This window comes from Anaplasmataceae bacterium AB001_6 (assembly GCA_020002265.1).
GTDB lineage: Bacteria > Pseudomonadota > Alphaproteobacteria > Rickettsiales > Anaplasmataceae > AB001-6.
Genome location: CP048228.1, coordinates 989,888 through 1,013,119 on the forward strand (window position 1 = coordinate 989,888; position 23,232 = coordinate 1,013,119).

Genomic DNA, 23,232 nt, shown 5'->3' on the forward strand with positions numbered 1-23,232 from the left:
ACAATTATAAATTGAATAGTATTAAACTAATGCTACTTAAAATTGAAAATGTATAGCTTAAAATATTATGTATTATCTTTATTTTTATCAGGATCATAACGATCTGTATTATCAGAGTTCAAAGATTTTCTATCAATTAGATCCTTATCAGCATTATTTCTAATATTAGGATCATCAAATTCACCTACAGAAGCACCCAGATCATCAGAAGCAGGATTTTCTTCTGGTCTAATATCTCTATTATCGATTCTATCATCTACTTCTTCTACCCTTACACGATCATCATCATTAAATTTGAAATTATTAGATTCATTTTCAAAACGATTTGATACTTCTGTTTTCTCTTCTCTTTCGAGAGATATATCTATTTCTTTACTTTCTTCTGATTCTGAATAGCTATCACTATTGAAATTGTCTGAATCATATGTTGCTGAAAATGCATCTGTAGATTCTTCTCTTACTTCATCTTGGAATGCATTTGTAGATTCTTCTCTTATTTCATCTTGGAATGCATTTGTAGATTCTTCTCTTATTTCATCTTGGAATGCATTTGTAGATTCTTCTCTTATTTCATCTTGGAATGCATTTGTAGGCTCTTCTCTTATTTCATCTTGGAATGCATTTGTAGGCTCTTCTCTTATTTCATCTTGGAATGCATCTGTAGGCTCTTCTCTTATTTCATCTTGGAATGCATTTGTATTATCTTGATCAAATCCATCGTCAGTATTATGCAGTGCTTCTGAAGAATGATTCGCTAGAATCTCAGAATAAGATTCTTTTTCCAACCTATCTGCATAAGAATCCCCATCTGCATCATATGCATCTGAATCAGGCTTAACATAAGAGGAATCATCTGTATTTCTTATATTTTCAGTAGTATTACTTGCATCATATGCACCCGAATCAGGCTTAACATAAGAGGAATCATCTGTATTTCTTATATTTTCAGTAGTATTACTTGCATCATATGCATCTGAATCAGGCTTAACATAAGAGGAATCATCTGTATTTTTTATATTTTCAGTAGTATTACTTGCACCTGTTCCTTCTTCGTTATACCTGAATTCATATTCTCTAGCATCTTCAACACCAAGATGTTCATTTTCTCCTCTACTATCTAAATTTATAGGAATATCTGTACTTAATCTTCTGTCATCTTCAAGTGCAGAAACATCAACATCTATAAATGAACCATCTGTACTTAATCTTCTGTCATCTTCAAGTGCAGAAACATCAACATCTATAAATGAACCATCTGCACTTAATCTTCCGTCATCTTCAAGTGCAGAAATATCAACATCTGAATTAATCAAACTATTTCTTCTTCTTCGCTCTTCTTCATCATCTGGATCATGAGGTTCATAATTTAAACTTGCATCATCTTCACTTGGAGTAATATCAAATCTCTCTCTCTTACTTTGAATGAATTGTTTCTTCCCAAGAAAGTGAGTACGTATTCCAATGGATTCTTCGGCATATTTAGTTTTTCTTGCTGTTTCAATTGTGAGAGGACTTCTATCATCAGGGCCACTAACAAAAGAAAATTTATCTTGCATCTTTTGGTAAGTCTTATAAATAACATTTGGATCTTCGCTATGCATAGGTTGAAAGAACTTATATTTAAATTTGACCTTCACATAGTCTGGAGCAGCAGTAAACATATGATAATTAATTTGTGCTCTGGCATTATCAACATATCTAAAAGCCCAACGTTGATTATATTCGTCTTCAAGATGAGTAGATAACCCAGTAGTTAACATAGTTTCTGTGCCAACTTTAAATGCAAATTTTGCAGCCTTTTTTGCTATTGGAGCAGCACTTTTGGCAATTTCTTTACCGGCAACTAAATTCTGCCTTACACCTGGAGCATATTGCGCTAACAGTGGATCTACATTTCTTTCTAGTCTGTCTGCACCTGCTTTTATTAATGCTCTCCCGACAATTTTAGTCCCTTTAAAAGGGTAATCCACAAGTGCCTTTTTTAGCCCTGTTTGATATAACCCCTCAACACCTGCTAATAAATTACCTAAAATAGTGCCTTGACCAAACATTGCTCCCATAAATGAAAAAGGGCTACCACCAGCAATCATGTTAGCTACTCTTTCTAAATGAGGTAACAATGTATAAACAATCAGCGCAAAGATGGCCAAGCCTAAGATATCATAGAAATTAATTAGCTTACCCCTTAGCACGTTATCTAGGATAATTAATAGATCAGAACCATATCTCTTAACAATTTCATCATCAGACATTGTTCCTTTTGTCTTTGGAGGCTTCGTATCATCAACCATATTGGGATTATATGCTGGGAATTCTCTAAAATACCATCTTTCTTCAACATAACGAGGAGGCACTTTTCCCCATACCAGATGACCATCATCATCAAATTTAATGCGTTGATCGATATCTCCAAAGGCATCCCAAAAATCTATAGGTTTAAAGTCATACCCTGGTGTATAAGAAGGTATACTCAATAGTGGAACACCAATTATAGATATAGTAAATATATTATTCCAACAAGCTTCAAAGCCAAAAATTTTCTCATAGTAAGATAAAATCCCAAAAGAGAATATAGCTATGGCTAAAAATGTGAATATTGTCTGTAATACAAACCGAATTGTTATGAGAAACCAATTCTGAAATAAGCTACCTACCTGCTTAAACAAAACCCCTAAGAAGCATAATGGAATAATCCCAATCATCAGATTGATCCCAACAATGGAGACCAAATAGGATATCAAACCTCTAAACAGAGCTAGGCAATAGATCGCAATGACACACATTATAACAAACAATGCTAATATTCCCAGAAACATATCTGACCAGATAATCGCTGGCATCTTTAATCCCCATATAATTCCATTAAATATATAATCTGATAAAACCTTATCAATAAAACCAAAAGGTGCTGTTGGGTCATAATCATTTGGCATATATGCACTCCCAATTACCCCTATTATTTGAGATATTAAGGTATCAAATAATCTAAATAATGTTCCGCTGAAAAAATCCCATGAAGCATTACTAGCAACAAAAGCAACGAATATAATGGTTAATATTTTGGTCATCATCTGCTGCATTGGATTATCAATTAACCCCATCAATAGCATTAAGCCAGTAATTGAAAGGAATAAAGTCAACATTCCATTCACCAAAGTTTGATATGAAGAAGAATCAATAAGAGATTTATATATCCGCTCAGAAGCTGCTTGTATAATTTGAATAATCACTCTGCGTGCCTGTTCTAGTGGTGGTACTTGAGATACCACAACATCTCCAACTCCACTTAAAAATTGAATACGATAACCTCCTGAAGGGCTAAAATATTCATCTGATAAGACCTTAGCATAGATTCTATATCCCCTAGGAATTTCATATGTTTCAACTTCACCAAGTTCATTTCTTGCATATGCTTCTTTAATTGACAGAATATATGCGTCTTCACTTTCCACTGGATTAACAATTCTACTTGCAGATGCATCATCTTCTTTTGGTTCTGTAGCTCTAGAACCTACGTGCGTTGTCATATATCGTGTAATATATAAACCATCCAAGTATGTATTGGGCTCGGGATTTGTATAGTCACTTTCAAGATCATAAAACAGGAAATAGAGCCCCATTCCCTTAACTAATTGACATAAATTAGATGAATCTTGTTCTAAATTAGCATTATTCAATATATGAAAATGATCAAAATCGGAACCTTCTTGTGAATAGGAGCAATCTTTATTGACACTAATCTTATCTTTACCAATTTTTATATCTAATACCTTTTCCTTTGTTTCAGGATCTAACTGCAATTCATAGGCTTTACTTAAAAAGTCGTAACGATCATCTGGATACCATCCACCGGAAATCTTGAAGATAATTTCACCACCCTGTGTAATAACTGGCAAACGGGTCCAACGTCTTGTTGAATAATTATATTTTTGATTAATATCATTAACAAAATTACGCCATAATTCTATATCTGTAGGTAAGTTATATTTCTTACATGCTTCAAAACTATAAGAACATTCGCTACTACTTGAATATGCTTCTCCATCGCATAAAGCAGCACATCCTTGTTGCGTATCTTGTGCTGAATATTTTGGTCCATCTCCAAGATAGACTCTAATATATGAAGGCTCTTTATCTCCTGGTAATTTATCATCTGCCGCTGGGAAAGCAGGAACACATTCAACACCAGCAAAGTTGCAACCTTCAAAAAATAGAGAAGAAATAACCATCGCAAATATAGAAATCAAGCGAAAATAAGATTTAGCATCTCTATGTCTAAAAGATAAAAATTGCTTCAAATAAAAATCACCTTTCATCATCATCCTCTTCTTTTGTTCTATGCTCTGCTTCTGATGAAACGCCATTTGTATATTTTTCTGGAGACTCCTCATCATTATGCTTATTACGCATTTCTCTAAATTTCTTTTCAAGCTCGGATAATTCTTCTTCTTGTGGCTCTGCTGCCTTTCTTTCGGCAATTGCTTTCATTACTGGATCTTCGTAATCACTTTCTCTAACTTGTTCTGTAGCTAAGCTATCTGTAGTTTGCGATCCTTCTAATGAAGCATCATCAGCATGTTCTTTTAGATGACCAACATCGTGATACTCATCGCCCCATTCTCTAAATTTCTTTTCAAGCTCGGATAATTCTTCTTCTTGTGGTTCTGCTGCCTTTCTTTCGGCAATTGCTTTCATTACTGGATCTTCGTAATCACTTTCTCTAACTTGTTCTGTAGCTAAGCTATCTGTAGTTTGCGATCCTTCTAATGAAGCATCATCAGCATGTTCTTTTAGATGACCAACATCGTGATACTCATCGCCCCATTCTCTAAATTTCTTTTCAAGCTCGGATAATTCTTCTTCCTGTGGTTCTGGAATTGCTTCTTCTTTTTGTGCTATAGGCTCTTCCTGTGATTCTGGAATTGCTTCTTCTTTTTGTGCTATAGGCTCTTCCTGTGATTCTGGAATTGCTTCTTCTTTTTGTGCCATAGGCTCTTCCTGTGGTTCTGGAATTGCTTCTTCTTTTTGTGCTATAGGCTCTTCTTTTTCTGGCATTTCAGATTGAGGCTGTGGTGGTGTTTCTTGTAATGGCACTTCTTCTCTGTCGCCTTGTACATTACCTTCCATTACACGTGGTTCCATATCATCTGATTCTGAACTTACACTTTCAGGTGATCTAATTGGCTGCCTTGGCGCTCTATTTGTTCTATTTAGTGCAGCATCATCTTCTAGATCATCAGTTTCAATACTACGCTCATCTCTCTTTCTATCTTTATTGCCTCTTAAAGCTGTGTGAATTCTTCCTTGTGTTGCCCTGTCTTCACCTATAAGCCATTTCAAACCTTCTTCTGCACTATTAACGGCCAAAGTTACTGAACCCATAGAACTAGAAATGGTTTGTGCCATCATCTCTGCAATATTCATAAAGGCACCTACACAATATGTCGCAAGATAAAACAAAAATATTATTGTTAATCCAAAAGGTAAACCAAAGAAATTTGTCATGGGATCTGTAGCGGATGTTAAATATTGTGCTGCAGGGATAGCGGCATCATAACCTTGAGGTAGAAAGAAACTAAATAAACAGAATCCAACATTTTGCCCACCTAATTCTCCTAATTTAATGTATAGAACGCACTCATTACCACAAATACCAAACATCAGCATTTTGTTTATGCTATAAAGCATAACTTCATTTAACATTCCAACTAAGGTAAACATGAAAAGCGGCTGCAAAGCAAAATTGACCAATAATTTGAGCCAATTGTTAAACATCTCCTTGGTTAACGGAAATAATAAACACAGGATAAATAAAGGCGCCAAAAATATAAGCCAGCCATATGCAAAAATTATCATCACATAGCGCAAGACAAATCTGAACATAGCTCCAGAATAAGCAACCAGTCCATGTACGATTATAATAAAAACAATAAACCCTACCGGACCAGCTAATATCAAGGAAAATAACCTAAGGATGACTGTCCAATCAAATAGAGTTCCAATTGTTTTATCCAAGAAAGAGAAATCTGTTTTAACATACACAATTGAATCTACTGTACTATCAAGGATTTCTGTAACGCCTTCAACAAAAAAGGTATACAAATTATAAGCAAGAAAATTCCAACTATCTGTTCCCAAACAAGCTGCAACAAATGCTACTTTAATTACAGTTATCACAAGATCTTGCTGTATATTACGTGTCATACCAGACATCCACATGATGCCATATATAGAGACATATAAGGTCAAACCATAAGCAAAAAGAGGATATAATTTTTGGGCAAAGACCTCATACATAGGCGCTATTATTCCTGGATCATCTGTAGAAGAAAATGAGGTGCCAAATAATTGTTTTTTAACAAAATCAATTAGAGCATTTATCGGCTTAGAGATAGTAGTAGGCCATTTTCTTTGATCATACATAATTACATAAACATTATTATCTGCTTTTGCAGATGCAACTTCTGCTGCACTACCTATTTTGGCATCTTTAATACCAAAATAGACTGTTCCTGTGGTCCCTGAAGGAATCACCACAGGTTCTGTTTGCATGATACCACTAGCATCAACACTAGTTTTTACTATCATTTCTATATCTGTAGGATCTTCTCCTGGTTTATGATCAGGATACTCATAATTAATGTTTGCATACAAATTTTGCCCATTTTCGTGCAAACAATATCTTTTAATACGTATTTGTATACCTCCTCTTTTAGCTTTAAAAGAAGATGAACTATTTGCTGTAACACTAATCCATTTTTTGCCACCACTACCTGGAATTTTATAAGGATAGCCATATCCTATATAATCCCCTGTATCTGAACTTATAGGAGCAAATTGAGTACCTGCTGCATTTAAACTTGTAGGCTGGCTATTATGATAATTTAATGCAATACTTGGTATCCAAAAATTTGAATATCCCTTTGCAATCAACTTACTTACTTTTTCATAACCACTACTATCTGAAGCATCTAAATAAATTGTACCAGGTAACGCAATTACATCACCACTGCTGCCAGATATACTAAATTTGGTATTAGGTATAATAATTTTGTTAGAGCATATTTTATTAGCTTCATAGAAAGAAAACTGTTTGTTGTATTTTTTCCCTCCAGCAAGATCTGCACAAGTAAAGCCATTTGATGCACCAGAATCTGCATACCCTGCACCACGCAAATCACCAGCTCTATAATTGATTAATAATCCACCATTTACATCAGAACTATCTCCTGCTGCCAGAAAATTAGGCATATGCACTGCCCCAATTGGATCACTAGAGGTAGCGCCAAAATGCGAACTATACCATAATTTTTGACGCCCTCCAGCAACCAAACTGGATACATAATATGGCTGTTTTTTGCCTTTCTCTAAAATACAAAAATAGTCTCCGTAACCACATATTTGCATTATATCTTCTTTTGTTAAAGGAGTATCTGAACATTTTGGCAATTTAGGATTACCATTGGCATCAACGCCTTCAGCAATAGCTTTATAAAGTATTTTGTGACCTGATTTATTAATATAATCAGGTGTATAAAAAATAAAATCTTGGGTAGCAATATTACAGCTTCCATCAGAGAGACAAGAACAACTCACTTCTGATGTAGAATATTGTTGCGATACTGCTGTATCAACAAGTGGCATTAATTCAATAACAATGGAATCTCCAGAGTAAGCTGGTATATCAAATACAAAAGATGAATCTGATAACACCTGTGAGCCGCTACAGACCATATTCCCCTTATCATCTAACTTAACATTTGCTCCATTGTTGCTTATACTGTTATCACAACGCATTGGGTAAAATGCTCCTTTTCTACAAAAATCAGAACCTATAGAACAGTCTGAGGAATCGATAGGAGGGCATACATTTACAAACCCCATAACAGTGACAGGATATTCTTTATCTCCTTTCATCTCTATGTCACTTTTGATCCAGCCGTTTGTACTAGAATCTCCATCTGTAACAGCAGGAATTTCAAGAGAAACGGTACCACTACTAGAAGTTTGTCCAGCATCATAACATTTACTACTGCAGCCAGATAAACTTGCGATAATTAGCAAGAAAAATAATAAATACAAAATGTTAGCATTTCCCAAAACATGCATAAAAAATTGCCAAATCAGTAAAGCAAAAAATCAACTGTTAAACTCTACTAATATTCACAAAGAAGATCTCATCTCCCTTTAAAATGAATAGAATCCACGAAAGTGAAAATATCATAAATTTTATACAAATATGTTAAATTAAAATGGATAAATCATAATAGAATATGATAAATAGAATCTATGGATGTATATATGCTATATATATCGATATACACATAATGTTACTTTTAATCATCCTCTTCATCACTAGTTGTTTGGGATCCTTCTAATGACGCATCATCAACGTGTTCTTTTAAATGGCTAACACCATGTCTTCTTCCTCTATCTTTGAAGGCTCTTTCTAGCTCTGATAATTCTTCTTCCTCAACATCGTGAGTTTGTCCATGAACCATATCTATTGCTTGCTGAACATCTTCTGTTTCTGCAGATTGCTGTTCATCACTTTTTTCACTAAGATCTGAATCATAATAATCTTCTCTAGCCTCTATATTGTCTCCTTCATCAAAATCTTCTATAACAGACTCTGTATCATCATAATCAGGAACTAAATCAGAAATTCCTTGTCTATCCATTTGGTCATCTAATGGTTTTTCGTCATAATCTGCTGGTGGAATATCTGGTTCTTCATCATAATCTGCTAGTGGAATATCTGGTTCTTCATCATAATCTGCTGGTGGAATATCTGGTTCTTCATCATAATCTGCTGGCGGAATATCTGGTTCTTCGTCATTTCCTGCTCCTACTCCCCCTGCTACTGCTGGTCCCCCTGTTGTGAACGCTGGTCCTGCTACTGCTGGCCCTGGTCCTGCTCCTCCTGCTCTTGGTGCTGCATTAGTATTTAATTGAGCATCATCATCGGCTGCATCAAAGGATGCATCTCTAGTTTGTCTTTGTTCACTGGCCGCTGCTTTAGCCATTGCTTGTTGAGTTTCCCTATCTGAGCCAACAGTCCATTTGATTGCTTCTGTTGCATTAGAAACAGCACTCTCTACACTTGCCATAGAACCGCTGATAGTTTGCGCCATTAACTCTGCGATAGATAAAAATTTCCCGATAACAAAAGAAGAAAGATAAAATAGCATCACATGCACAATTCCAAAAGGTAATCCAAAAAAATTGGTCATAGGATCGCTAATAGAAGTCATATATTGTGATGCAGCTATAGAAGCATCATAGCCTTGTGGTAAAAAGAAACTAAACAAACAAAACCCTATATCTTGCCCACCTAATTCTCCGAATTTGATGTATAAAACACATTCATTGCCACATATACCAAACATCAATAACTTATAAATGCTATATAGCATAATAGCATTTAGCATTCCTATCATCACAAACATAAACAACAGTTGCAAAGAAAAATTAACTAGCATTTTCAACCAATTCATGAACATATCTTTTGTGACTTCAAACATTAAGCACATCACAAATAAAGGAGCTAAAAATATAAGCCAACCATACGCAAAGATTATCATTATGTATTGCATGACAAAAGAAAACATAGCTTTCATATATTCAAATAAGCCATGTAAAATTATAACGCATATAATAAAGCCTACTGGGCCGCTTATTAGAAGAGCAGCAACTCGCAATATTGTAGTGAAATCAAATAAAGCACCTATTGTAGCGTCAAGAAATACAAAATCTGTTTGCACATAAACAATGGAATTAACTGTGCTATTTAATATATCTTCTACACCCAAAACAAAGAAACGATATATCATTCCAGCCAATACGTTCCAGCTATCACTATTGACTAAAAATGCTATTAATGAAAGCTTGGCAACATTTATTATGAATGTACTCTGTAAATTACGCAGCAACCCTATCATCAACATCATGCCATAGATTATTAGATATATTATCAGGCAGTAAAAAAATAAAATCCCCAGAGATTCAGCAAAGACTCTATACATAGGGCCTATAATGCCAGGATTATTACCATTTATTTCTGCAAATGAATCTCCAAATAACTGATCATTCACAAAATCCACCAAAGCATTAATTGGTGTAGATATAATAGGTTTATATTCTCTACGTTGATATTGCAAAGAATAGAAATTATTATCTGCATGAGCATCATTTACATTTCCTACAGTAGCATTACGTATGCCAAAATATACTCTAGCTTGTTCTCCCGTTTCATTTTTAAGCATTATTGGTTTTGTCTCACTTATTCCATCTCCAATATCTTCTATTTCAACCTTCATGCTTATATCTTCTGATTTATCTCCTGGCTCATGATCTGGCATATCATTGGCAAGATGTGCATATAATTTTTCACCATCCTGATATATACAATATCTTTTTACCTTCAGTAGCATCCCTCCACGTACTGGAGCATACCCTGTCTGTGTAGCATGCAAACTAATCCAAACTTCTTTTCCATCATTGTCATCATCAGGTATTTTGTAGGGATAGCCATCACCTATATAAGAATCAGTATCTGACACAATGGGAGCAAACACCGTTCCTGGTCTATAAAATACTTCACCTGAAATATCAGAAGTATGATAATCTAATTCAACAAGCGGGATCCAAGAATTAGAATAGCCTTTGGAAACATTATCTGATATTTTAATTGATTCAGCTTCAGATCTTCCAAGAATAGGTCCTGGAAGAACTACTGCTGCAGACCCAGAAGGCAATGATATATTATAAGAAGGAGCAACAGGATAAACTAAATCGCACTTTAAGTTAGCTTCGTAAAAAGAAAATTGTGGAATATATGCGCTACTATCGCGAACATCAACACAGGAGAAATCATCATATCCTATCATAGAATTAGCAAAGCCAACATCACGAAGATCTGCCATGCTATAATCAATCAATAATCCAGAATTTTGTGTAAAATCCTGTGTATTAGAACCCAGAAAATTCGGAATGTGTCCATTTAATCCTCCTTCAAGAGGATAATTAAATCGTGAAGCATATAAGGCATTTTTCTTTTCCTGTGATACTACAGGAGCACTATATAGGGATTTCTTCTCTGAATTATCAGATAGAAAACAGAAATTTCCACCGTAAGCACATATTCTATGAAGATCATTTTCTCCTAAGATATCATCGGTACATCTATATTCTACGACATTACCATTAGAATCTAGAACTTCTTCTGATTTATACAGAGCTTTAGTACCGTTACGTCTTACGTGTAAAGAATTATAAAATACTGCTGTTGGATCATCGGTACAATTTCCCTTTATCAAACAGCTACACGAAACTCCCGTCCCCATATCATTTTGAGTAACATCAAAATTTCTAACGGGCACAAGTTCAACAACAATAGAATCACCAGCATGAACTTTCTTATCGAAAACAAACATAGCTTTGCTTCTCCCAATTGAAGTAGTCTGATCATCTTCAACAGTAGGTTGATCACTACAGGCCATAAAACCTCTGCTACTCAAAATAACGGGAGTATTTCTCAGATCAGAACCGCTGTCTGGATTATGCTCATTACAAAGAGAAGGATAAAAATAAGCTTGAGTACAAAAATCAGATGCGCTTGAACAATCTGTTTGATCAGCAGGAGGACATATATTAACAATACCAAAAACATCAATTGGTAATTCTTGTCCATCATTTAAGACAATATCACTCTCGATCCATTTTTCTGCATCAGATTGTCTGACGCCTAGCACATCAATGGCTTTTACCCCACTATTACTAGTCTCTCCTGGATCATAACATACATTACTGCAAGCAGAAACCATACTAATAAAAAGAAATACAAGTGATATCTTATAAAGACTTGTATAAACCTCTTTCCCCAATATAAACACTTTTGCCTCTGTAAAAGTAATATTTAAAAATATTACCTCCCCTTATCATCACCATGTCCAAGCAAAAAACATGATAACCATCAAACTAATTACGATTAGTGTTACTCTCTCTACCTCCAGATTCTTTAGTATCTCGAATTTTACTATCATGTTTTGCTATATCCATCTGGTCTGCATCAAGTTTCTTACGATGTTGTTTATCAGCACGATTATCTCTAGATTGATCATCCATACCTACCATTGATGCAGTACTTTGTGTTAATTGACTCGCAACACCCCCAAGACCTAACATCATAGTTCCAAATAACGTTTCAACAATAATGGGAGCATAATCAAGTATTTTGACTATCATCATTGATGCAAAAACTGCTGCCATCAAAGACGTAAAGCCAAATGGTAATCCAAAAAAGCTTCCACCATATTCTGTATCTGGCACAAGCTCTGGCCCAGCAAAACCTGCATCATAAGATGCAGCTGTATATTGATTCCATAACGGTATTTTTGGTAAGAAATCTACATTTGGGATTTGCAAACATAGTACAGTTTGTGTACAAATAGAAAATGAAAAAACCTGCGCTATAATGGCAATAACTACTTGACTTAAAACAGATACAGAAAGAAAAACAATAGCAGGTTGCATGATAGTACTCATCATGATTTTAATCCATTGATCGAACATTTTTTTCGTATATTTAAATAAAAGAAATGAAAAAAACAGCGGTGCTATAGATATCAACATTGCAACCAATACCATCGATGTTAAATAAATAAACGTAGATCTTATACAGCAGACAAATAAATCCCTAATCATTGCAATTATTATAAGACATGCAAACCATCCAAGTGGTCCTGTCGCAAAAATCGCAATAATTTGCAGCCAAGTTTCCCCAACAAAGAATCTACCCAACAAAGAATCAAACAGACTAAATACGTTAACTGATTCAACCTGATTAATAGCATCATAAGTAAATGTTTTCACTAAATTGTCCATTCCCACGACGAAAAAAGCAAAGAAATTGTTATAGAGTATATTCCAACTATTCTCACTGAACATTATCATTACAGCTATCATTTTGAACATTAAGATAATGAATTCAGATTGAGTGTGTTTAATAGAACCCATAAGGAAAAATAAGCCTGTTATTGTTAATGATAATGTCATAAGAACAATGACAGTTTGAGAGAAATTACGTATTAAGTTTTGATAAATCCACCCAACTGGCCCTTCAGAGCCTATCCACATAATATCGCTATTATCATTGAAATTAACCTCTCCATAAATTATCTTAACAACGGAGTTTCGTATCTTGATCAGAAAATTAGAAATGATAGTAGGAAAAGTACGGGGCAATTTAGCTCGCACCATATAATTACCGCTAACGTTATCATTTCCAGAAAGGCCTACTTTATATTCCAAAGTACCAGTTTTTCCATGACTTTTACCCATATCAACGAAAGCTGCATTTGTTCCTTCAAAATCCACTTTATGCCATGTACTCACAGAGCCGCTAGGGCTTTTTAGTCTATAGAACAACCCTGAATCTGGGCTTTGACAATCCATTGTTAGACGCACTTTATAAGGAGAAGCATTTTGCAATTTATATGAGCCTCCAGAACCCACAGTTACAGGACCGATCATTAATCCTGTAAGATTACTAATACCACTTACACCCACTACGGGGAATGTCTTACGCGGAAAGTCTCCTAAAGAAGCATTAGGAATAATAGATTCAACAGTTACCATGCCTGAGTAATTTACTTGATTACTGTACAAATTAACCAGACAATCATCCGTAGTCATAGACATCTTCACAGAACTTAGATCTCCTCCAGAAATACTACTAGGATCTGATACGGTAAGACCGCATATTGCGCTACAGAAGCTGCTGTTAATGTACCGGAAAGATAATTGTTTCATTGGTAAATACAAAGCGCAGGCATAATCTTTTTTCAGACGATCTCCAGTACTATCGCTTCCACTAGAAACAAACCCTAAACTTTCACAAGTTTGATTAACGCCTCCATTACGAGCGGCATTACATACATTCTCTATCATTTTTTTATATTCATCCATATAATCTGCAGATCCAAATTCATTTGAAAAAGCTGTCATTGCATTGGATTGTGTAGTTTGATGTTCTGCATCCATAATAGAAAAAACATAGGCTTCGCCCTTTGATAATTCATTCTCTGCTATTAATTGCACATTATTATTAAATATATCGTCCAAGTTAGTTCCAGAAGAATTACCATTGGGGCCATAATCTATGGTAAATGTAGTTCCAGCCTTACTTTTACATTGCTCTTTAGAATTAAAGTAATATTTGCCAATTAAACCCATATTTGTTTCACAAACACTTTCATTAAATAACTCCTCTCTATAAGGAGCCAGAGAAAGCGTTCCACTTCTACCAGCTTCCAAAGTCACACCTTTGATTAACTGATCATATTCATACACATATGGGTCACACAATTGTATTTCATTGGAAACAAAACGCACTTCAACACTTCCAGGATTATCACTGGGAATAACTATTGTTCCCGTTATTCCATCAGGATTTTGCCCTCCTGCAAAATCTTCCACTTGAATTGTGTCATAATAAAAGGTATTACTCATGTAATCTGCATCTATACACGGCCCACATGCAGAAAGTAGAAAAAGGGTAAATATAGGTAAAATATATCTCAAGATAAAACGAGATTTCATAAGCACATAATTCTTCCGCAAGACCTATAAAATTACAAGATTAACCATGTAAATCGCCAGATATGATAACAAAGAATGATGTCAAAATTATTGCTAATAAATTCAATCGTGATATCTTTAGTGAATTGGAATTATTATAATTTGATATTCCAATTGAAATGCCCCTCCAAATTACTGTTCTTTTATCATGGTCTATTATTCCTTGGAGTCTGTCTATCTTTGGCTTCAGTTCCACTAGGTCTTTGTGCAGCTTGATATCTTGCTTGTACTGTTTCACGTGCTCTTTTTGTTGCAGTAGCAATAGCAGCTCTTCCTTTCATACCTTGTGCTAATCCAGTTTTTATAGTGTCATGTGGTGACCCTGAGACACTTGTAAGGTCTGATCTAAAGCTACCTACTAATTCTCCAGTCAAGGTTCCAACTACAACAGTGAAATGATAGAAAAGGAATATCATTATGCACATCTGCAGCATTGCAAACAGCAAAGCGGGGAAATTTGCAAATAATTCGCAAGTAGTAAAACCACCTAACCAAGTAATATTAACTCCACACTTACGCTTGATAAGTGTGCAAATTGGTACTGTCTCATCGGCTGAATCACAATCTCTAATATTCATTTGATAACTATAAACATTATATTGTCCACTAGGCATTATACCAGGATCAACTGCACCCTTTGATTCCACTCTCTCATAGGTAGGGATATTTCGCAAAAATATATTATCAAAGATACCAAAGCCTATCATGACAAAGGCCATAATTAATGTCGGATAAATAGTATATCCTATCATCATCTTATACCAGTTATTAAAAACATCTTTTGTTGGAGAAAAGAAACCCATTAACAAGGGAATAGGAGCAATTAAAGCCAGTAAAGACAAGCAAACAATTGCAACCATATAGACTTTAGTTGCCCATAAACTATAGGCAACCATAAAAAAGGTATAGAAAAATATTAAAAATGCAGAAGCTAAAGACCCAGCAAACAGTAATCCTGTAATGACCATGAACATATATCCCAAGCCTGTTAAAGCACTAAAGATAACTGGACCACCAACTGCTTCAATCAATTCCATACCGCCCAAAAAAGCACCCAATCTACAATCAAGTTTATCCCATGGACTTAAGAAATAAGGATATGATATTTCTCCATCAAAATTACATATTTTGGTATTACCTGCAGATACAACAGAATCGACTAAATATGTCGAAATATCAAGTAGATAGTCATAAATTAATATCACTCCATCGCCCATTGTCATATACGTTATAAAAATGAGCTTAAAAGCAAAAACCATGATTTCTTTCTTGTCTTGCACCATGAACAAAAGCACTCTATAGCCAAAAATAGCTATAGCAATAGATGTCACAATAAACGATATGTCTTTAAACTTGTCTTGTATATAAAAGAATAATATTTGTCCAGTAGCATCATCTTCTCCGCCAGTAGCACAATTACTACCCTTGGGAGAAACCATATTATGTAAGGTACCTTGGAAACATCCAACTACAGGAGCTAGGAAATTCCAATTAGAATGAAGTACCATTTTGGGATCTTCGTTGGGGTTAACAAAAGTCAAACAGCTATCAGATAATATACAGGAATAACACCGAGAATTATCATAAGCAATGACAACGCCTAAATCATTTTTTATCTCAACAGAATTCTTACATTCAGGATATGGTGGCTCTTTTCCTTCAATTTGACAACCCACAAGACTTGAAGCTCCAAAAAGCCCTGTCACAGAACCGGCTTGAGCAAATGCACACATTTCTTTACGATCTTTATTATGAGAAAATGTAAATCTAGCATTCGTAACAGGCTGAGATACATTAATAACATTTTTGTCTCTATCGGTGTATCTTATATTTTTGCTCACATGACAATGCATTCCTTCTCCTTGAAAAAACATCTTATTATTCAAAATGAGCCCAGCAACATAGTTGCCTGTACTATTGTGTTCAATGGCTTTCCCGTATATCACTTCTTGTATTTCTAATTTATATTTATCATGAAAATATTCCTTAGCTTTAGGGATATCACTCAAATATTGAGGATCTAATCCAGTGGTAATAGAAAGAATATCTTTTATATAATACTTGCTACTATGTGCTCCAAAACCACCTGCTAAATCAACAGCAAATGATTTATCAGCATATTGAAAAGGTATCCAATAAGCAGACCATGCGCTATTCATCAAGGGATAAAAATGCATATTTCTAGTACAAACTTCCATGTAATCACTGCCTATTACAGCATAATCTGGCCAAGTTTCTCGACCATTTGCAAGTTCATATTCTCCACTTGGACAACGTATCACTGTTTTTTGAGACACTACAGCGCCATTTTCATCGGTGACATCTATCGTATCATAAACAGGATTCTTACACATAATGGCTTCTCCATCGCTATTACGCAGAACCGGTGCTTTAACAACAGAAGCCATACATAATAATATATCAGCATAAAATGCTGCTGTAAGAATCATATAATTTATTGATATAATAGATAATCCCGCTAACACCAAAGCATATCCAAGCAAAGGAATAAATATCTGTGGTACAAATATAAGCAACTGATACTGTATAATCCCCAAACCTGCTAATATAAAATCAAAACGCAGAGTATCCAAATGACACTGAGAAGGTAAAAATTTACCACTAGACATACTCTCAAAAACTCCACAAGCTCCTTTGGCATGCAGATCCTGTGTAATGTGCAGATATCTAGATATCACATTTTTATAATCAGATAATTTTAATAAAAAATCTGATGTCATGCACAAAAACAAGACTAATATAAATATTTTTAAATTCCGCTTTGAAAAGGCTCGCATCATCTAGCAATATCCTTCATAATTAATATCCTTAATCATTAATTTCTCATATTTCATAAACTAATTTGCAGTTTAGTTCTATAGTTAAAAATCCTGTTATACCCTCAATTTAATCATCTATTTTCCTTTTCCACTTATCTTAGCCTTCCCTGCTTTAGCTAAGGATTTTCCTGCACTCATAGCTTTTTTTGCTGCACCACCTGTTACTTTCTGTAAACCATTCGCGACTTTATCTTTCAATTTTTTACCAAGACTAGCATGGCTTGAAACATCAACACGTGGTGTTCCTGCTAATTCTGCAGCAATATGTCCAACTACAGATAAAAAGACATTAAATAAAAACAAAACAAAGATAAATCTAGCCAATGTGAGCATCACAGTACCAAAACCAAATGTAGCAACAGTTGTCCATCCACTAATCATAATGCCAAAAAACAGGCCCCAGAAATTGAAATTCCCTGTATTTACGATACATGCTACTGGCAAAATTGTATCAATGTATTGCACGTTATTAGAATCTTCCTCTTTCTCTCCTGTCATACCATCTAAGATCTCTATACATTGACTTATTCCCTTTGTACTACCATCTGCGCTTATTTTTGATAGATAGTAGTTATATACCGTTCTACCCATATCAGTATTTTTCTTATATTCTTTAAACTCTAGTTCTCCAAAGAAAAAGGCATCTAGCACTATCATAACTAATGCTAAATAAGCAAAAAGAATGATAGGATACAAAGAAAATGCTATAATAATCTTTATCCAATTATCAAAAAATTGTTTTGTCACAGAGAAAAGCATCATGGGAATGAATATTGGAGCAAATGTGATTGCCAAGGTTAAACTAACAAAAGAAATCAGATACGTCTCTACAAACAGCAACACCATCATTAAAATGAATGTTACAAAGATGATCAATAAAAGAGCAAACAGCCACCCATAAGGCAGCATAAATACATTACTAACAATTATTACAATTACACTGAATATATAACCAATTAAACCACCATTATCACTGGCATCTTCGTCAGCATAATTATTAACAGCAGCTCCTAAATAAAAACCTACTCTACAATCTAGTTGATCCCACAACATTACATATGAGTAATCTCTTGCTGACATCTTAGCTGCCATTGCTTTTGCTTCTTCTTCTGTTAAACCTAAAGCTTCATAATTGTTTTCTAGATCTTCCATCGTACTAATGCCATAAGCACTAAACTGGCTATAAGCAGCTTGTTCTTTAGGAGTAAGGGTTTGTTGTACAGAATGAGGTTCCAATATTTTGTAACTAGATGCATTATCTGGATTATTCATTCCTAAGCCACATATTGCATCTCCTCCAGGAACGGGAATTCCCAAATCATTTCCATCTTCTGGTTGATAAGATGTAGCGCTAAAAACAACTCCTGCTATTTCGTTAGAAAATTTAACCAATGCATCATAATAGCCGGACATTACATCAGAAAGAATCAAAAAGTATACAAAAACTACCTTGACTACATAAACAACAAAATCAGATGTTTTCACTGCATTCATGAGAGTTTTATATCCCAAAAGAATTAGAGATAAAGTTACAATTACCCCTATAACATTGCGCATATATTTGGTAAAGGTAAGTAAAATACCATCTTTTGCTCCACAGCCTTCAACTACCATTGCAAAAGTCTCTTGAATACAAGGGATAATAACAGACATTATCGTGTATGGAGCTTTTGCAAAAGTCGGAATATTCCCCACACAATATCTACTTAGATAACATGGATGACAAGAGCTATCATCATATCCAACTATCTCACCGTTTGCTACTATTGGAACAGATGTTGCACAAAGTGGCGCAGGCGGCGCCGGATTACGGGGGTGACATCCTAATATATCAGCTCCTCCTAGGGTACGTTTATGATAAGCACATATTTTTGATCCAACATGTCTAGCATAAAAACCCTTAACGCTTTGTCCTTCTTTTAGAGTATAACATTTTGCTTTCATACTAGAATTTTTGTTATCATCACCAAAGAAGAATAGTTGTTTCATGCCAAAAACACTGATATCATCGCTACTTTGATTAAATACATTAACATTAAATTCGTGATGTCTTTGCGTATAGCATGCCGGTAAATTTGATTTTCCACATGCACTCCATGCGGCAATAAATGGCATAGGTGAAAAATATAAGGTGCAAAATCTTATATAATCCGAATATGGCGCAGCATTTTCTGGCCAGCTATATTCATTAACAATTTTTTTTATATCTTCCGCACCTCCATCACAGGTATAAACATCGTCTAAATAGGGAAAATCATCATGTTGTATTGTCCCATCTTCTATGGATCCATCATCTAAACCTCCTCCTGCAGAAACCAAACGCATATCGCTACTACTACAAGTTAACATGTTGCCTTCTTTATCGTGATATACAGGATGATAAACCATGCTCCCAACGCATGTGAGTAAATTTTCAGCACCTATAAAAAGACCGGCCAAACTAGCAGCTAAGCCTATCGCAACAGGGATACCTATCCCAGTAGAAGCAATAATTATAATGGCAACCATTGTTCCAGTTGCACCAGCAATCATTAAAAAGATAGTATCCCACTGACATATTGGGAATGTTGCTAATATATTACGACGACCATTCATATGAGGGGGAATATCTTTTTCTGTTCCTGCTGCAAAGGCCTTTGCGATAAAAAATCCTTCTATCGCGCCAGTAACTCTTGTAACTGTATCCGTACAATACAAAAAATAGGGAATAAGCACAAAAAATAATAAAATTACACATCTTCTCTGATAAAGCTTTTTACTGGAAGAAAAAACCATCATAAATTCTTCACCCTATCATAAAAGATATCTAACCAATCTTTTGGATCGCTACTGCCAACTTCCTCAATGATACGGTCAAGTAGTAAAACCGTCTCTGCTCTTCCAGAAAGTACTGAGATGATATCATCCATATTTTTTAGATTGATCCGAGCTATTACAGCACTTATTGTTTGCTTTATAAGAAAGAATCTAGTTGCAGGGTCAGTACTTTTAATTAATGTATATTCCCTCTGACTAAGCATAAAAACAGACTTATATGTTTCGGTGGCTTTCAAATTAGGTAAAAATATCTGCGTTGCAGTTTGTTGCACCAGAGTATCACTTATAGCACTTTTACTTGCATCTTCTACACTTTGTGTTGCAAATATCACAAAAGTATTGAGCTTTCTTAATACCTTTAACCAATCCTTTATCGTTGGTCCAAAAACTGGATTATCAATTAGAGCCCATGCTTCATCAAGCACTATCATTGTCGGAGAACCATCAAGAGAGATATTGATTCTATGAAATAAATAAGTTAATACAGGCCCCAAAGAAGCTTTATCCTTCAATAATTGTCCCATTTCAAATCCAAAAAAAGATGATCGAGTTAAATCTAATTCATCAGTTGGATTATCAAATATCTTTGCGTGAGAACCGTTAGTATGCCACATAGCTATTCTACCTGCCAGTGTATCTGGGCCTTCCATTCCTAGAAATGGCACCAAGTTACTCAATCTTCTATCTTCTTTTCTAAGTTTAAAATTACCATCAACTGCTGCTGCTATTGCTAATGTATCTTCAGCTGATATCTTCTCTCCGTTCACACTTACTAATTGCTTTAACCACTCAGTCAAAAAAGTACAGTTATCGGCTGTATTTTCAATCTGCAAAGGGTTAAAATTAGATTCGGTACGTGGTTCAATTATTGTATAAATCCCACCTATTGCTCTAATAAATATCTCTGCTCCTCGATCTTTATCAAAGAAAAATATCCGTGGTTTAAATTTCACAGCTTGTGCACATAAGAAATTCATCAACACAGTTTTTCCTGCTCCTGTAGGTCCAATAATCATTGTATGACCAACATCTCGAACGTGAAAATTAAAGAAAAAAGGTGTTCCAGAGACAGTATCAAAAACAGTGACTGCTTTTCCCCAAAAATTACCAACAGGTGTTCCCGATGGATAATTATGATTTGATGCAAAACTAGCCAAATTCAAAGTACTGATAATTGCCTTACGGACGATATAATCAAAATTACATGGTAATTGAGCCCAAAATGCTGGCTCCATATTAACTTTTTCTCTTACAGAATAAACTCCTGTATTAGATAATTCAGAATCAATTAAAGAAGCAGCGCTTTCTAGTCCCTTAGGTGTTTTTGCCATACATAAAATAGTTAAATGATGCTCTCCAAATCCTATCCTTCCACTCATTGCATCATCTAACGCTCTATTAATTTCTGCTATTTGCGATATCGCTTTATCTTGAGATTGTATCATCCGATTCTGCTGGATCTGCATTTTGTTAATAGCAACCTGTCTATTGGTAAATTGGAATGTTTGGGTAATAATAAGTTCATATGGAATATGTAGGAAATTATCTAACATCCCAGCAGATGTATATTGTCCATATTCTTTTAAGGAAATAATTCCAGCATAATTTATTGCATCCTGCTTAACTATTTCTATTTGTTTATAACCAAAATAAAGTCGCACAGAAGGTATATATTCTGCTATATTACCAACAGGTACTATAGGGTCATAATTATCCTGCAAGCAATTTACTATTTTACGAAAAAAACCTAATATCTCTGAAAAACAACCTTTTGGAGTGTAAATTGTACCTAGGATTTTTGGATCGTATACGCGCAATCCACTGACCATCTTATTGACTGTTTCATTTAGCTCTTCGCTGGCAGCTTTCATTTCAGATTTCATTGCATCTTTAGAGCTGCTACGTTTTATTTTATTTAACAGGTGATTAAGAATAGCAACACCTTTAGTATCAAATTTACGGACTACAGTTATATAAAGTTCGTTTTTAAATGATGTGCCTTTTTCATATTTTTTACGCCAAGTCTGATTGACATATTCTCCAAAAATACTAGTCATTCTCCCAGAAAAGAAATCATGAGCATCCTTGGTTTGTGTCATACGAAAAGTATGAAAGTACAACGCAAAATTACCTGAAGCAATGCTTTTAAATAATTGATTTCTCAAACTCTTTTGTATATCAACATCTTCATCATCAGCTGTTTCAAATGCAAATCCGTTCAATTTAATAGTTTTCAACAACCATCCAGCTTTGGTAAAAATAGTCTCGCTATCGTAATGACAAGTGTAAGGAATAAATTCTCCTGTATGGCATTCTTTTCTCATGACTTGTCTTTTCAGCATTAGGTCTATTCCTAGTGTCTTGAAAACATTCTTCATAAAACGACTTTAGAATTCACGATATATCATAAGAATTGGCTCCATGATAAGCCTTATTACGACATCTAGAACACTTACTACTACGAATAATAAATAACTCCAAGAACAGTGGTTCAGAAAAAGAAATAACATAGCCAACAGAATGAACCACAGGCAACAAGACAAATAGAAAAAGTAGTTCTTTTGTCATAATATAGCTAGCCACACTTATTACAACGTTCATCCCTGCAAAAGTAAATCCAACACCAAAAAGCATTGCAGGCCTTGTAAGACCTTTAAAAACTGGATCAGTGTGTACACTTCCCGTATTAGCCATATTCGAAATTCAAAAAAATAAACCTCTTCTAAAAAAGACTAATATATGATTATAAAGAAATGTTAAATATTGAGAATTTGATAAATATCAATAGTTTTGTATGACTAGTAAGATAAAAAAAGTGAAGTTACAAATAATAAATTTTTTTACTTTTTGACATATTGATAGTATCCATTTAGATATGTTAGACTTCTCATACTCATGGTAGTATTAGATAATTGGTTTTTTATGTCCCCATATC

At 34.6% G+C, this 23,232-nt stretch carries 8 protein-coding genes; all 8 read right to left on the reverse strand.

What is annotated here, in order from left to right; all coding sequences use genetic code 11:
• Positions 1–65: 65 nt before the first annotated feature.
• A complete protein-coding gene (locus tag GUI12_04660) occupies positions 66–4,430 on the reverse strand; it encodes a hypothetical protein (protein ID UAT43417.1) in 4,365 nt (1,454 codons plus the stop codon).
• The gene (locus tag GUI12_04665; GenBank protein ID UAT43418.1) at positions 4,306–8,109 is read right to left on the reverse strand and encodes a hypothetical protein; all 3,804 of its coding nucleotides are present in this window, start codon (positions 8,107–8,109) and stop codon (positions 4,306–4,308) included. The genes GUI12_04660 and GUI12_04665 overlap by 125 nt, the downstream gene beginning before the upstream one ends.
• Before the next feature lie 227 nt (positions 8,110–8,336).
• Positions 8,337–11,825 (reverse strand): hypothetical protein, encoded by a 3,489-nt coding sequence (locus GUI12_04670; GenBank protein ID UAT43419.1) that lies wholly within the window; start codon positions 11,823–11,825, stop codon positions 8,337–8,339.
• A gap of 154 nt (positions 11,826–11,979) precedes the next feature.
• Complete coding sequence (locus GUI12_04675) at positions 11,980–14,601, reverse strand: type IV secretion system protein (GenBank protein ID UAT43420.1); 2,622 nt, start codon at positions 14,599–14,601, stop codon at positions 11,980–11,982.
• Positions 14,602–14,786: 185 nt separating this feature from the next.
• Positions 14,787–17,381, reverse strand: a complete 2,595-nt coding sequence (locus tag GUI12_04680) for a type IV secretion system protein (GenBank protein ID UAT43421.1) — start codon at positions 17,379–17,381, stop codon at positions 14,787–14,789.
• 174 nt (positions 17,382–17,555) lie between these two features.
• A complete protein-coding gene (locus GUI12_04685) occupies positions 17,556–20,258 on the reverse strand; it encodes a hypothetical protein (protein UAT43422.1) in 2,703 nt (900 codons plus the stop codon).
• A complete protein-coding gene (locus GUI12_04690) occupies positions 20,255–22,639 on the reverse strand; it encodes a VirB4 family type IV secretion/conjugal transfer ATPase (protein UAT43452.1) in 2,385 nt (794 codons plus the stop codon). The genes GUI12_04685 and GUI12_04690 overlap by 4 nt, the downstream gene beginning before the upstream one ends.
• 52 nt (positions 22,640–22,691) lie before the next feature.
• A complete protein-coding gene (locus GUI12_04695) occupies positions 22,692–22,991 on the reverse strand; it encodes a type IV secretion system protein VirB3 (protein UAT43423.1) in 300 nt (99 codons plus the stop codon).
• Between the last annotated feature and the right edge of the window lie 241 nt (positions 22,992–23,232).